Origin of the sequence: Microvirga makkahensis (assembly GCF_009830105.1) — a bacterium.
Taxonomy (GTDB): Bacteria; Pseudomonadota; Alphaproteobacteria; order Rhizobiales; family Beijerinckiaceae; genus Microvirga; species Microvirga makkahensis.
The window spans coordinates 263,026-277,228 of record NZ_WURB01000001.1 but is presented as its reverse complement, the minus strand read 5'-3'; the positions used below and the strand labels follow the sequence as shown (position 1 = coordinate 277,228).

Annotated in this window: 14 protein-coding genes and 1 other RNA gene; 11 read left to right on the top strand and 4 right to left on the bottom strand. The window is 63.2% G+C overall.

Annotation, left to right across the window (positions count from 1 at the left end; all coding sequences use genetic code 11):
• The first annotated feature begins 29 nt into the window (after positions 1-29).
• Positions 30-1,424 (top strand): cytochrome P450, encoded by a 1,395-nt coding sequence (locus GR328_RS01355; RefSeq protein WP_160882731.1) that lies wholly within the window; start codon positions 30-32, stop codon positions 1,422-1,424.
• A 169-nt stretch (positions 1,425-1,593) separates the two neighbouring features.
• Here the strand turns inward: GR328_RS01355 and GR328_RS01350 are convergent, their stop codons facing one another.
• Positions 1,594-2,193 (bottom strand): SspB family protein, encoded by a 600-nt coding sequence (locus GR328_RS01350; RefSeq protein WP_160882730.1) that lies wholly within the window; start codon positions 2,191-2,193, stop codon positions 1,594-1,596.
• A gap of 24 nt (positions 2,194-2,217) precedes the next feature.
• Positions 2,218-2,574: a transfer-messenger RNA gene (gene ssrA, locus GR328_RS01345) on the bottom strand.
• Between the two features lie 166 nt (positions 2,575-2,740).
• Between ssrA and GR328_RS01340 the strand changes: the two genes are divergently transcribed.
• The 9 genes from GR328_RS01340 (at position 2,741) to acs (ending at position 10,978) form a co-directional block, all read left to right on the top strand.
• Complete coding sequence (locus tag GR328_RS01340; protein WP_160882729.1) at positions 2,741-3,535, top strand: thymidylate synthase; 795 nt, start codon at positions 2,741-2,743, stop codon at positions 3,533-3,535.
• Positions 3,535-3,852: a DUF2293 domain-containing protein gene (locus GR328_RS01335; protein WP_425486996.1), complete on the top strand. Its 318-nt coding sequence runs from the start codon at positions 3,535-3,537 to the stop codon at positions 3,850-3,852. Before GR328_RS01340 ends, GR328_RS01335 begins: the two co-directional genes overlap by 1 nt.
• Before the next feature lie 32 nt (positions 3,853-3,884).
• Positions 3,885-4,367 carry a GNAT family N-acetyltransferase gene (locus tag GR328_RS01330; RefSeq protein ID WP_160882728.1) on the top strand — a complete coding sequence of 161 codons (483 nt, stop codon included), beginning with the start codon at positions 3,885-3,887 and terminating at the stop codon, positions 4,365-4,367.
• Positions 4,364-4,876, top strand: coding sequence for a dihydrofolate reductase (locus GR328_RS01325; RefSeq protein ID WP_160882727.1), 513 nt, complete (start codon positions 4,364-4,366; stop codon positions 4,874-4,876). The genes GR328_RS01330 and GR328_RS01325 overlap by 4 nt, the downstream gene beginning before the upstream one ends.
• A gap of 137 nt (positions 4,877-5,013) precedes the next feature.
• Positions 5,014-6,147 (top strand): FtsH protease activity modulator HflK, encoded by a 1,134-nt coding sequence (hflK, locus tag GR328_RS01320; protein WP_160882726.1) that lies wholly within the window; start codon positions 5,014-5,016, stop codon positions 6,145-6,147.
• On the top strand, positions 6,144-7,064 hold the full coding sequence (gene hflC / locus GR328_RS01315) for a protease modulator HflC (protein ID WP_246215623.1): 921 nt from the start codon (positions 6,144-6,146) through the stop codon (positions 7,062-7,064). Before hflK ends, hflC begins: the two co-directional genes overlap by 4 nt.
• A gap of 6 nt (positions 7,065-7,070) precedes the next feature.
• Positions 7,071-7,262, top strand: a complete 192-nt coding sequence (locus GR328_RS01310) for a DUF2065 domain-containing protein (RefSeq protein ID WP_160882725.1) — start codon at positions 7,071-7,073, stop codon at positions 7,260-7,262.
• 88 nt (positions 7,263-7,350) lie between these two features.
• Complete coding sequence (locus GR328_RS01305) at positions 7,351-8,859, top strand: DegQ family serine endoprotease (RefSeq protein WP_160882724.1); 1,509 nt, start codon at positions 7,351-7,353, stop codon at positions 8,857-8,859.
• A gap of 178 nt (positions 8,860-9,037) precedes the next feature.
• The gene (gene acs / locus GR328_RS01300) at positions 9,038-10,978 is read left to right on the top strand and encodes an acetate--CoA ligase (protein ID WP_160882723.1); all 1,941 of its coding nucleotides are present in this window, start codon (positions 9,038-9,040) and stop codon (positions 10,976-10,978) included.
• A gap of 290 nt (positions 10,979-11,268) precedes the next feature.
• Here acs and serB read toward each other — a convergent pair whose 3' ends face one another.
• Positions 11,269-12,177: a phosphoserine phosphatase SerB gene (gene serB / locus GR328_RS01295; protein WP_160882722.1), complete on the bottom strand. Its 909-nt coding sequence runs from the start codon at positions 12,175-12,177 to the stop codon at positions 11,269-11,271.
• Between the two features lie 14 nt (positions 12,178-12,191).
• On the opposite strand from serB, the gene miaA reads away from it, so the two are divergent.
• On the top strand, positions 12,192-13,145 hold the full coding sequence (gene miaA, locus GR328_RS01290; protein WP_343039252.1) for a tRNA (adenosine(37)-N6)-dimethylallyltransferase MiaA: 954 nt from the start codon (positions 12,192-12,194) through the stop codon (positions 13,143-13,145).
• On the opposite strand, the gene GR328_RS01285 is transcribed toward miaA, so the two are convergent.
• Positions 13,102-13,932 carry an RMD1 family protein gene (locus GR328_RS01285; RefSeq protein ID WP_160882720.1) on the bottom strand — a complete coding sequence of 277 codons (831 nt, stop codon included), beginning with the start codon at positions 13,930-13,932 and terminating at the stop codon, positions 13,102-13,104. The two genes, miaA and GR328_RS01285, sit on opposite strands and share 44 nt — an antisense overlap.
• Positions 13,933-14,203 lie beyond the last annotated feature (271 nt).

The following is a 14,203-nucleotide window of genomic DNA, read 5'->3' as shown; positions in this document are numbered from 1 at the left end:
CAACGCGCATAACGGGCTTGTGAAATCTGATGACCGACACCCTCGAAGCCTCCCCCTTCCGGCCTCCGGCCCCCAAGCCGCTCCAGGAGCCTCCGGGTTTGCTGTCGTTCCTGTGGGCCCTTCGCCAAAATCCTCTGACCACCTGGACCGAGCGGCATTTCGAGGAACGGATCATCACCGGCAGCGGCGCTCTCGGCCGGATCACCGTGGTGAACGACCCTGCTTTCATCCGTCACATTCTCGTCGACAACGTGGCCAATTACCGAAAGGACGATCTGCAACTGCGCGTCCTGGCCCCCGGCCTGGGGCGGGGTCTGCTGACGGCGGAAGGGGAGGAGTGGAAGCTCCAGCGCCGCACCATCGCTCCCCTGTTTCCGCCGCGTGTCGTGACCGGATTCTTCCCCGCCATGGTCGAGTCGGCGGAGCGGCTCGTACGCCGCTGGCGGCGCCGGCCGGAGGGAAGGGAGGTCGATATCTCCCTCGAAATGACCCGCGTGACCCTCGACGTGCTGGAGAGAACGATATTCTCGAAGGGCGTGGCCCGCGATCCGGACGCCCTGGGACGCGCCATCACCCGCTATTTCGAGGGCCTGGGCCGCATCGATCCGGTGGACATTTTCGGCTTGCCGGACTGGGTGCCCCGCATCGGACGCTGGCGGGCGCGGCCTGCCATCCGCTTCTTCGAGGAACTGGTGAACGAACTCATCCAGGACCGGAAGGCTCTGATCGCGCGGGGGGAGCCCGCGCCCCGCGATCTCCTGTCCCTGCTCCTTGAGGCCGCCGACCCGGAGACCGGCAAGGGTCTCAGCGACCTGGAGGTGGGCGCCAACATCGTGACCTTCATTGGGGCGGGGCATGAAACCACGGCCAATGCGCTGTCCTGGTCCATCTACCTGATTTCTCAGGACGAACGCGTCCGTAGCCGGATCGAGCGGGAGGTCGATCAGGTTCTGGGCGATGATCCGTTCGAGCCGCAGCATCTGGACCAGCTCGTCTATACCCGCGCCGTGCTCGACGAAGCGATGCGCCTTTATCCGCCCGCGCCCTTCCTGAGCCGGGCGGCCATCGAGGAGGACCGGTTCGGGGATGTCACGGTCCCCGCCGGAACCGTGGTGACGATCGCGCCTTACGTGCTTCACCGGCACCGCACCCTGTGGGAGGAGCCTGAATCCTTCAGGCCCGAGCGTTTCCTGCCCGAGGAGAAGGCCAGAATCGACCGCTTCGCTTATCTGCCGTTCGGGGCAGGCCCCAGGGTCTGCATTGGAGCGGCCTTCGCCCTGCAGGAGGCCGTGATCGTTCTCGCCACCATCGTACGGGCGGTGCGGCTTGACCTAAGGCAAGGATATAGAGTTGCGCCACTGCACCGCATCACCCTCAGACCACATGGCGGCTTGCCGATGCGGCTGACGCATCGCTCGCAGTGAGCAGTGGGCCTTGTGCGCCTCCCCTCCGTCATGTGGCCGGACTCGTCCCCGCCGTCCCGACATGAAAGAGCGCTGCACCTCGCATCGTCGGGATCACCGACACAGGGCCGCGATGACGAGGAGAGGGGAATAGCAGAAGAGGTGGGCGTCGGCCGAGAGGCGGTGAAAGTCAGTTCTTCTTGCGGAAGGCGTCGAGGCTCACGACCTCGGCGCTGCCGGAAGAGCCGGCCGCGTCCGCATCGGGGGGCGTCTCGTTCGTGCTCACCTCGGCCCTGGCCGGAGCTTTCTCGGGCGCCGGCTTTATCTCTGCGGCCGAAAGAGGCTTGCGGGGCTGCTTCAGCTCCACGGGCTCGGAGTTGCGGATGGGCTGGGGGGCAGGCGGAGCCTCGGCGTCTTCTTCCTCCTCGTCGTCCTGGCTGTCGAACTTGAGGCCGAACTGCACGGATGGGTCGAAGAAGCCGGTGAGCGCATCGAAGGGGATGAGCAGCCGCTCGGGAATGCCGGAGAAGGACAGCCCGACCTCGAAGGTGTGCTCCGTGACGTTCAGATCCCAGAACTGATGCTGGAGGACGATGGTCATCTCCTGAGGATATTTCTCCCGGAGGCGGTTCGAGAGGCGAACGCCGGGATAATCCGTCTGAAAGGAGATGTAGAAATGGTGCTCGCCCGGAAGGCCGTCCTTGCCGGCATCGATCAGCACTTTGCGCACGACGCCCTTCAGCGCGTCCTGCACCAGAAGATCGTAGCGGATCAGGTCTTTTCCGGCCATAGGCGATCCCTATTGAGAGATAGAAGTGGAGGCTTCTGTTGCCAGGTGCCTCCGAACCCCGCCTAACGGTGCTACCCGCTAGGGCTTTGAGTCGGCTTTGGGGACTGCTTACGCAGCCACCGCAACCGGAGCATAGTTGTCGTTGGCAACTATTGAATCGGCCCGATATCGGCGGAACCATGCCGAGCGAAAGTCTATCCTTTACGCCCTCGTCGATCCTATTTCGCCCCCGCCGAAACCCAGGATCAGCCTGGGCTTTGGTGGAGGCGCCGGGTACCGCCCCCGGGTCCGATGGGTTTATTCCGATAGCCGTTTATCGCCATAGCCGGTCTCGCGACCGGCACGCCCAATATAGGTGGCCGAAATCGAATTTGAAAGGGCGAGACCAGGGTGAATTGCGATTGAATCGCGGCGTTCGGGCCACACTCGCCGCTAAAACGCACCTCATCGAGCTCGTCCCAGTTGTTAACCATTAGATGTGATAAAGATTCGAAAAATGAGTCCAACGCTTGGGCTTCTTCCCTTACCATGGGAGTAGGAGCACCCCATGCAAGCCTATCATGACCTTCTCCGCCGCATCATGGATGAGGGCGTCCGCAAGGACGACCGGACCGGAACCGGGACGATATCCGTGTTCGGCCATCAGATGCGCTTCGATCTCGCCCACGGGTTCCCCCTTGTCACGACGAAGAAGCTGCACCTGCGCTCGATCATCCACGAGTTGCTCTGGTTCTTGAAGGGCGACACCAATGTCCGCTATCTGCAGGAGAACGGCGTCACCATCTGGGACGAATGGGCTGACGAGAACGGTGATCTCGGACCCGTATATGGCAAGCAGTGGCGCTCCTGGGCCAAGCCCGACGGCGGCACCGTCGACCAGATCAAATGGGTGCTCGACGAGATCCGCCGCAATCCCGATTCCCGCCGCCTCATCGTATCCGCATGGAACCCGGCGGATCTCGACAGAATGGCGCTCGCGCCCTGCCACTGCCTATTCCAGTTCTACGTGGCGGAGGGGAGGTTGTCCTGTCAGCTCTACCAGCGTTCGGCAGATGTGTTCCTCGGCGTGCCCTTCAACGTTGCATCCTATGCGCTGCTCACGCACATGATGGCGCAGGCCACGGGCCTGCAGCCGGGTGATTTCGTGCATTCCTTCGGCGATGCGCACCTATACCTGAATCACCTGGAGCAGGCGCACCTTCAGCTCGCGCGCGAGCCGCGCGCCCTGCCAACGCTGCGGCTCAACCCGGCCGTGCGGTCTCTGTTCGACTTCACGTTCGACGACATCGCCATCGAAGGCTATGATCCCCATCCCGCCATCAAGGCACCGGTTGCAGTCTGATGCTCATGAACAGGCGCGAGGCTATCGAGAGCGCCGTCCGGGTTCTAGCTCCCCGAATCCCAAAGCATGAATTCGAGTCCGTGACGGATCACGCCCTGGGCAGCCGCGGCCTCCATACGGCCTCGCCCGAGACGGCGGCGTGGCTCTCTATCACGTCGTACATCCGCCATCGGCTGACGGACTACGACAATCTGCTCGATGAAGGTTACGACGTGGAAAGCGCACGCTTCTTCGTGCTCGACGACATGAACGCCATTCTCGAGGAATGGGGCTCGCCGCGCCGCGTCCTGGTCGAGGACGAGGACCAGGCGGATTGAACGCTGGGCATTTTCAGGTTTCGGTACAAACGATGACCCTTACGATCCGTAAAGCCGACGAGCGTGACGTGGCGCTCGTCTTCTCCTTCATTCGCGAACTGGCGGAGTACGAACGTCTCGCCCACGAGATCGACGCGAGTGAGGCCGATATCGCAATGGCGCTGTTTGGGCCCAATCCGCGCGTGTTCGCAGACATCGCGGAGTGGGAGGGGAGGTCTGCGGGCTTTGCGCTTTGGTTCTACAATTTCTCCACGTTCCGGGGGCGCCACGGCATCTATCTAGAAGATCTCTTCGTGCGGCCGGAATTTCGCTCCAAGGGGATCGGCAGGGCGCTGCTCAGGCATCTCGCGCGCCGCTGCATGGCGGAAGGCTTGGCCCGCCTCGAGTGGTGGGTGCTCGACTGGAACGAGCCCGCGTTGAAATTCTACCGGTCCATCGGAGCCGTTCCGATGGATGAGTGGACCGTGCAGCGCGTCTCCGGTGAGGCGCTTGCCGAATTGGCGGAGGCCCGATGACAATCCCTCTCATCCTCGTGGTTGCTGCAGCCGAGAACGGCGTGATCGGGCGGGACAATCGGCTTTTGTGGCGGCTCAGAACCGATCTCAAGCGCTTTCGCGAGCTCACCATGGGCAAGCCCATGATCATGGGGCGCAAAACCTTCGACTCGATCGGCAAGCCTTTGCCGGGGCGGGAGACCATCGTGCTCACCCGCGACGGCAGCTTCTCGCCGCCGGGAGTCCATATCGTCCATAGCTGGAACGAGGCCGTAGCGAAGGGTGAGGAACTCGCGAACATTACGGAGGCTGATTCGATTGCCGTCGTCGGAGGCGCCGAGATCTACCGGCTTGCCTTGCCTCATGTGCGGAAGATTTACCTGACGGAGGTTGCCGCCGCTCCGGAGGGGGATGCCTTCTTCCCGCCCGTCGACCGTACACTCTTTTGTGAAGTGGCGCGGATCGCACATCCCAAAGGCCCGGAAGACGAGTATCCATTTACCTTTATTGATCTCGAAAGGCGTTCCTGAGCGGTGCCAAGGTTGACTAACGGCTCTTGAATCCCCAATTCGCAGGCTTGACAGGCGGAAGAGGCAAAACCCAAAAACCGCCTCGAGTTTCCATCGGCTTTCCGAGCCGGTCTTTTCAAAGTGAGGAAAGGCGTCCTATGCCTTGGAGTAACCAAAGCGGCGGCGGCGGCCCCTGGGGGCAACGTGGCGGATCCGGCGGCGGCAAGAGCCCTTGGGGGTCGGGCGGCCCGCAGGGTAATGGCGGTCCACCGGATCTGGAGGATATCCTGCGCCGGAGCCAGGATCGCCTCAAGGATTTCATCCCCGGCGGCTCCATGGGCGGTAAGGGCCTCATCCTGCTCATTCTCGGCGTCATCGCCATCTGGCTCCTGACCGGCTTCTACACGGTGCGGCCTAACGAGGTCGGCATCAATATGATCTTCGGAAGATACAGCAGCACCAGCGGTGAGGGTTTGCGGTATAATTACCCCTATCCGATCGGCCGGGTGATCAAGCCGAACGTGACCGCACAGCAGCGGGTCGAGGTGGGCTATCGTTCCACGGCGACAGGGCAGGGCCGTCCCCGCGACGTGATCGAGGAAAGCCTCATGCTCACCGCCGACGAGAATATCGTCGACATCGACTTCGATGCGGTCTGGCAGATCAATCCGGCGCGCCCGCAGGATTACGTGTTCAACCTGCAGAATCCCGACGGTACCATCAAGTCCGTGGCCGAGAGTGCCATGCGCGAGGTGATCGGCCGCCGCAACATCCAGGCCATCCTCACCACCGAGCAGGCGAGCATCGCTCAGGAGGTCCGCCAGATCATGCAGGAGGCGCTCGACGCTTATGGCGCCGGCGTGCTTATCAACGTGGTTCAGCTTCAGGCTGCGCGTCCGCCGTCCGAGGTCCAGCAGGCCTTCTTCGACGTGAACGCTGCTCAGCAGGACGCCGTACGCGTGCAGAACGAGGCCTCCGCCTATGCCAGCCGCATCGTTCCCGAGGCGCGAGGCGAGGCGGCCCGCACGATCCAGCAGGCGGAAGCCTATCGCGAGCAGTCCGTGGCCGATGCCACCGGTCAGGCGGCGCGCTTCCGTCAGGTCTATGAGGAGTATCGCAAGGCTCCCGACGTGAGCCGCGAGCGCATCTTCCTCGAGACGATGGAGCGTGTCTTAGGCGGCGTGGACAAGATCATCGTGGACCAGAACGGGCAGGGTGTCGTGCCCTTCCTACCGCTCACCCAGGTGCCGCAATCCCAGAACCCCACCAGCAATCAGGGGACCACGCGATGAATAACTCCGTCCTTCGCACGGGCCTCCTGATCATCCTGATTCTGGCGGCCATCGTCCTCTACAGCTCGATCTTCATCGTCCAGCAGACGCAATACGCGCTCGTGTTGCGCTTTGGCGCGGTTCAATCCGCGATCTCGGAGCCAGGCCTCAAGTTCAAACTGCCGCTCGTCGACAATGTCACCTATTTCGAGAAGCGTGTGCTCGATCTCGACCTGCCGGTGCAGACCCTGCTGTCCGCCGACCGGCAGAACCTGGAGGTCGATGCCTTCACCCGCTATCGCATCGTTGATCCGCTGCGCTTCTATCAGGCCGTGGGCACCATTGCTCTTGCCAACCAGCGCCTGCAAAGCTTCACCAACTCGGCCATGCGCAACATTCTCGCCAGCGCCTCGCGCGATGCCATCGTGCGCACCGAGCGTCCGCAGCTGATGGAGCGCATTCAGGAGGATGTGAACCAGCAGGCCCGCAGCCTCGGTATCGAGATGATCGACGTGCGCCTCACCCGGGTCGATCTCCCCAACGCCAATAGCCAGGCGGTCTATCAGCGCATGCGGACGGAGCGTGAGCGTGAGGCGGCCGATCTTCGCGCGAACGGCAATCAGCAGGCTCAGATGATCCGCGCCCGCGCCGAGCGCGAGGCCACGATCATCCGGGCGGAGGCGAACCAGCGGGCCGAGGAACTGCGCGGCCAGGGCGACGCTGATCGCAACCGCATCCTGGCCGAGGCCTTCAGCCAGGATCCCGAATTCTTCGCCTTTTACCGCTCCATGCAGGCTTATGAGGCGGGCCTGAAAGGAAGCGGTACCCGACTGGTTCTGAGCCCCGACTCGGAGTTCTTCCGCTACTTCAACCGGTCTGTCCTGCCCAATGGTGGCTCTCCCGCAATCCCGGCTCCGCAGCCGGCTCCCGCACAGTAAGAACTGATGTTGGACTTGATTGCAGCCCTCGGCCTCGCTCTCGCGGTCGAGGGCATTCTGTTTGCGGCCTTCCCCGATGGAATGCGTCGCGCCATGTATGAGGCCGCACACAGTCCGAGCGATCGGATGCGGCTCGTGGGCATCGTTTCGGCCCTCATAGGCCTGGGCATCATCTGGCTGGCGCGGTGGTTTGGTTGAGCCAACGGCCCAGCTTCCGCCGCATTCGCCGCTTGAATGGCGAGCGGGAACGACAATCTATATCTCATTCTCCAAGAGAGGGTTTTCGATGACTCAAGCCACGAATGCGCTGGCGCTCTCCACAACGGCGCCGTTCCAGCGCCCTCTGCGCCGACTGGCCGCATCCTTCTTCGCGGTCGTGACATTTGTCGCGGCAGCCATGCCGCTTCCTGCCTCGGCCCGCTCGGCTCCTGAATCCTTCGCTGATCTGGCCGAGGAGGTCACGGGCGCCGTGGTGAACATCTCGGCTTCGACCACCGTCGAAACCCGGAATCGCACTTTGCCGCAATTGCCGCCCGGCACCCCGTTCGAGGACCTCTTCGAGGAGTTCTTCAACCGGCGCGGCCAGGGCAACGGCGACAGCTCGCCCTCCCGGCCGCGTAGCTCGAACTCACTCGGTTCGGGTTTCGTCATCGATCCGTCGGGCATCGTGGTCACCAACAACCACGTGATCGGCGACGCCAACGACATCAGCGTGATCTTCTCGGACGGCACCCGTCTCAAGGCCGAGATCGTGGGCAAGGATTCCAAGGTCGACCTCGCGGTCCTTCGCGTGAAGCCCGACAAGCCTCTCAAGGCCGTGAGGTTCGGCGATTCCGAAGCCATTCGTCCCGGCGACTGGGTGATGGCCATCGGTAACCCGTTCGGCCTCGGCGGTTCGGTGACGGCGGGCATCGTGTCCGCCCGCGGCCGCAACATCGAGTCCGGGCCCTACGACAACTATATCCAGACCGACGCTTCCATCAACAAAGGCAATTCCGGCGGCCCCCTCTTCAACATGAACGGCGAGGTCATCGGCATCAATACGGCCATTCTCTCACCTACGGGGGGATCGGTCGGCATCGGCTTCGCCGTTCCCGCTTCGACCGCCGTGCCGGTGATCGAGCAGTTGCGTGAGTTCGGCGAAACTCGCCGCGGCTGGCTCGGCGTGCGCATTCAGAGCGTGGACGATGCCACGGCAGAGGCCCTGAGCCTCGGGACCGCCCGTGGCGCGCTGATTGCAGGGGTCGACGAGAAGGGGCCCGCCAAGCCGGCCGGTCTCGAAGTCGGCGACGTGATCGTCAAGTTCGACGGCAAGGACGTCAAGGATTCCCGCGACCTGCCGCGCATCGTCGCCTCCACGCCCGTAGGCAAGGAGGTGGAAGTGACCATCGTCCGTAAAGGACAGGAGATGACCAAGAAGGTAACCTTGGGCCGCCTCGAGGATGGCGAGAAGCAGGCCAGCCTGCAGCAGCCTTCCGACGATCCTCCCACCGCCACCCGTCAGGCGCTCGGCCTCAGCATGTCCGGCATGACGGACGAACTGCGCCGCCGCTTCAGCCTGAAGGACGACCTGAAGGGCGTGGTGATCACCCGGGTGGATCCCAATTCCTCGGCGTCCGACAAGCGGATTCAGGCCGGCGAAGTGATCGTGGAGGTCAACCAGGAGCCGGTGACGAATCCTGCTGACGTGACCAAGAAGATCGACGACCTCAAGGCGCAGGGGCGCAAATCTGCGCTGCTGTTGGTTTCGAATGCCCAAGGTGAGGTCCGCTTCGTTGCACTGTCGATCGAGTAAGTATCTGAGAAGTCCAGAAAAGGCGGCTTCGGCCGCCTTTTTCATAAGCAGTACCACAGGCGGCGTGTTCTAAATAAAGAACGTTTTGGTTGACAAAGCGTCCAAAGTGGAGACATCTGACGTCGTTGTTTCCCGTCACGAGCCGCACAGGCGCTCGTGAAACTAATCACGAATTTCGATGACCCAGAACGTTTTTCCCGTCCCCTCCATTCTGCAGTCCGCTGCGCATGTGGATGCGCAAGCCTATGAGCGCCTCTATCGGCAGTCCATCGATGATCCGGAGGGCTTCTGGCACGAGCAGGCAAAGATCCTGGACTGGGCGAAGCCGTTCACGCAGGTCAAGAACACGCGCTACTCGCCCGAGGATGTCACCATCGGATGGTTCGCCGACGGACAGCTGAGTGCTTCCTACAACTGCCTGGATCGCCACGCCGCCGCCCGCGGGAACGAGACAGCGATCCTGTGGGAGGGTGACACGCCGGGCGAGACGAAGCGGATCACATGGAGCGAACTGCACAGCGAAGTGTCTCGCCTCGCCAATGTGTTGAAGAAGCTTGGCGTGAAGAAGGGTGATTTCGTCAGCGTCTATCTGCCGGTCATCCATCAATCGATTGCCGCCATGCTCGCCTGCGCGCGGATCGGCGCGATTCACTCGGTCGTGTTCAGCGGCTTCTCGTCGGAGGCGCTCGCGGGCCGAATCGAGGATTGCCGCTCTCGGGTCCTGATAACTGCCGATGAAGGCAAGCGCGGGGGCAAATTCGTGCCCTTGAAGAAGAACGCAGATGCGGCGCTGGAGAAGCTGTCTTTCGTCGAGCATGTGCTCGTGGTTCGCCGTACGGGGCGCGACGTTCCGCTGAAGGAGGGACGTGACTGCTGGTACGATGAAGCCCTGGCTGAGGTACCGGATGTCTGTGATCCGCTGGCGGTCGGGGCGGAAGATCCTCTCTTCGTACTCTATACCTCGGGTTCCACGGGCAAGCCGAAGGGCATGCTGCACACGACCGGTGGCTACCTCGTGCATGCGGCGGCGAGCTTCAAGGCGATGTTTGATTATCGCCCCGGCGATGTCCATTTTTGCACGGCCGACGTCGGATGGGTAACGGCTCACACCTACCTGATCTACGGGCCTCTCGCGAATGGCGCGACCATCGTGCTGTTCGAGGGCGTGCCCACCTGGCCCGATACGTCGCGCTGGTGGCAGATTGTTGAGCAGTACAAGGTCAACATCTTCTACACCGCGCCGACGGCGATCCGGTCGCTGATGCGCGAGGGCGACGGGCCGGTGCGCAAGCACGATCTCTCGTCGCTGAAGATCCTGGGCTCAGTGGGAGAGCCCATCAATCCCGAGGCGTGGCTCTGGTACCACGAGGTCGTCGGTGGCGGCCGCTGCCCGATCGTCGACACCTACTGGCAGACCGAGACGGGCGCGGTGCTTCTCTGTCCGCTGCCGGGAGCCATGGCACTGAAGCCGGGTTCCGCAGCCAGGCCATTCTTTGGCGTCCGCCCCGCGTTGCTCGGCAGTGACGGCACGACCGTCGAGGGCGAGGGGAGTGGCAGCCTGTGCTTCGCGGATTCCTGGCCTGGGCAGGCCCGCACGATTCTCGGCGACCACGAGCGGTTTCTCGAAACCTATTTCAGCGCCTATCCGGGGTTCTACTTCACAGGCGACGGAGCGCGCCGCGATGCGGATGGGTATTACTGGATCACGGGCCGCCTGGATGACGTAATCAACGTGTCCGGCCATCGTCTCGGCACAGTGGAGGTGGAAGCGGCATTGGCTTCTCACCCATCCGTGGCCGAGGCGGCCGTGGTCGGCTTCCCGCACGTCATCAAGGGACAGGGCATTTTCGCGTTCGTGACGCTGAAGGAAGGCGTCGCCGAAAGTGCGGAACTGCAGCGCGAACTCATCCAGGTGGTGCGTACCCGCATCGGCCCCATCGCCACCCCGGACCGCATCGAATGGACGCCCCAACTACCCAAGAACCGTTCGGGAAAGATCCTGCGGCGCATTCTCACGCGTATCGCGGCTGGCGATTTCGAGAACCATGGCGACACGACCACTGTGGCGGATCCCACTGTGGTCGCGGAAATCGTCAGGCGCATGCAGGCGCAGGTTTAGCGCATCGTATGGACCCGCAGGGTCAAGCCCGGGACCCGATGAGCCACGCCGGTGAAAAAATCGACCCAGTTTTCCGCTCGCTTCTCACGCCATCACCGGCTTGTGCCGGTGATCCCGGTCCGAGAAGCGCTGCGCTCGTCCACGTCGGATGGGTGGGACGAGCCCGGCTATGACACGATGCCCCGGCGCACCGTACGGCCCCGAAGGGCCGCGTTGAACGATGCTCCCGTCCAAGGAGGAAGCGTCGGATTTACCCCGAAAGCGCAAGTCCGCTTTCCACGTCCGACGCTTCAAACCTGAACGATCTCCTCCGCCCGGTAGCCCTGAGCGAAAAGCAGCGCCGTCAGATCCGCGTGGTCGATCCGGGCATGGGCGGCAGCGGCGACCGTAGGCTTGGCCCGGAAGGCGACGCCGAGTCCCGCTTCCCCCAGCATGGCGAGATCGTTCGCGCCATCACCTACGGCCATAGTCTCATGATGGGCGAGGTTGAAGTGGGAGCGCAGCTCGATCAGCGTCGCGAGCTTAGCTTCGCGGCCCAGGATCGGCTCCTCGACGAGACCGGCGAGCTTCTCCCCGTCGAGGATCAGGTGGTTGGAGCGGTGCTCGTTGAAGCCGATCTTCGAGCCGATGGGACCCGTGAACAGAGTGAAACCGCCGGACACGAGACAGGTGTAGCCGCCACTGGCGCGAATGGTCCGGACCAGCGCCGGCCCGCCGGGAGTCAGGGTGAGGCGCTTTTCGATGATCTCGTCCACCACCTTGACCGGTAGGTTCTTGAGCAGGGCGACACGTTCGCGCAACGCCGGCTCGAAGGCGATCTCGCCGCGCATGGCACGCTCAGTGATCTCCGAAACCTCGCGTTTAAGCCCCACGTAATCGGCGAGTTCGTCGATGCATTCCTGGCCGATCATGGTGGAATCCATGTCTGCCAGGAGCAGCCGCTTGCGCCGGGTGGCAAAGGGCTGGACCACGATGTCAACGGGCTCGCCTTCGAGGGCCGTGCGCAGGGAAGTCTCGACCTCCTTTGCCTGGGCAGAGGCGGTCAGAACCAGGTCGGCCGCGATTCCCCTTGCCAGAACGGTGCGTTCCGTCCCATGTCCCAGCGTGCGCGCCGCTTTCTCCACGAGGTCGTCCGAGACAACGGGTTGGGATGGATTGGCGATCAGGGTCGCGACGAGGGTTGCTTGAGAGGACACCATGGGGAGACCGGACCGTGAGTGACGAAAGGATCGGAGCGGTTCTCATTGCAGGCCCCACCGCATCAGGCAAGTCCGCCTTGGGCATCAAACTGTCTCAAGGTCTCGGTGGTGTGGTGATCAACGCCGATTCCATGCAGGTCTACCGCGACCTGCGGGTGATCACGGCCCGCCCGACTTCAGAGGAGGAGGCCGAGACGCCTCACCGGCTCTACGGGCATGTGGATGCCGCCGTGAATTATTCCGTCGGTCGCTATGTGGCGGACGCTGTCCGGGTTTTAGAGGAGATCCGGGGCCGTGAGCTACCGATCTTCGTGGGCGGGACCGGTCTCTACTTCAAAGCCTTGACGGAGGGCCTCTCCGATATGCCCCCCGTTCCCGAGGAAATCCGCGAGACGGTACGGCGAGAGAGCGAGGGGCTCGAAACTCCCGAGCTCTACCGTCTCCTGGCGGAGCGGGACCCCGAAACGGCGCGCACTTTACGTCCGTCGGACCGGCTCAGGGTGCAGCGCGCCCTGGAGTTTTTCGCGGCCACCGGTCAGCCGCTCGTGTCGTTCCACGGAGCCCGCCGGCCGGGACCGCTGAGCGATGTGCCCGTGATCAAGCTCTTCCTGGCTCCCGACCGGGAGGACCTGCGCCGGCGCATCGACCGGCGCTTTCTCGTCATGATGGAACAGGGCGCGCTCGACGAGGTGAAAGCTCTGGGGGAAAGGAATCTCGATCCCATGCTGCCAGCCATGCGAGCCCACGGCATTCCCGGCTTGCTGGCCTACCTGCGCGGCGAGATGTCTCTCGATGAAGCCATAGCCAAGGGACAGGGCGACACGCGACGCTACGCCAAGCGCCAGTTCACCTGGTTCCGCAACCAATTGCCGGATTGGCAATGGGTGGACCCGGAGAGGGGATACGAGGTCGCAATGGCCGGGCTCAATGCCCTCCTAGATAACCGATGGCCATCTGGTAGAAGGTAATGAAGATCTCGAACACGATCAGGAGAACGATGATCAGTTCGAGGCGAAGCGAGCGCTCGGTGTCGATAAGATCTGTCAGCGCCTGGGCCGTGTCGCCGATCACCTCGAGCTTGCGGTGGAGCGCTGTGGCGCGTTCCTTCAGCTCGTATTCGTCCTCGAGGCGGGCATAGAGGCGCTCCAGATCCGGACGGTCCCAGAGCACGTCCGGCTTCTCTTCTACCGCGACGCGGCCGGAGACGCGTTGGCGAACGAGAAGGGCGTGCCCCACATGCTTGAGAATCTCCCGGCGCCCGGGTGGACGGCGGCCCTTCTCGGCGAGGTGTCTGGCGGCCGGCTCCACGAGGTCGAAGACGGCTGCGGCCTCCCGTTCGTCCCGGGCCAGCGCCGCGCTCTTGGAAAGGGCGTCGGCGATGACGACGAGCCGTTCGGTGGAGAGGTGCTTGATATAGATCGGGCCGCCCGGCGGGATCTGGTCGTCCCGGTCGGGCGAAATCTCGATGATCGCGGTTTCCTCCTCATGCCGCGAGAACTCGCCCTGAATACGCTGGCGCAGACCCCGGATGACCTCGTCCTCCTCGAGGGGCGTCAGGCCGACAAGGACAGCCACGCCGTAACGGAAGAGAGCCACGAAGCCCTCCTGACCAGCCCGGAAGGCGAGGGGGGCAGTGGATAGAACATCACTGCGCTCCAGGCCTGCCACGTCGAGGCGGTCCCCCAGGAGCAGGGCGCGGGCGGTCAGGCGTTGATTTTGCGTGCGGACGCCGGTGGAAGAGATCGTATCGGTCATGGTCATTCGACTAAAATAGGACAGGAAGATTAAAAGCTAAGGCGGGCCCTGCCAATGTGAGCCGCTTGACCGGGTGAGACGGATCGTTTAGCGTTTGCGCAACTTTTGAACCGAGAGCTGCCCAAATGCGCAAGCTTATTCTCGTAGTACGAGCGCCATCGACGGAGCGGGATTGATCCCCGCAGGTCCGGCGATGGCGCACAGGCCCCCTCAGGGGCCTTTTTTATTGCCCGAAACACCAGAACAACGCAGACAAGCACTCAAGACACCC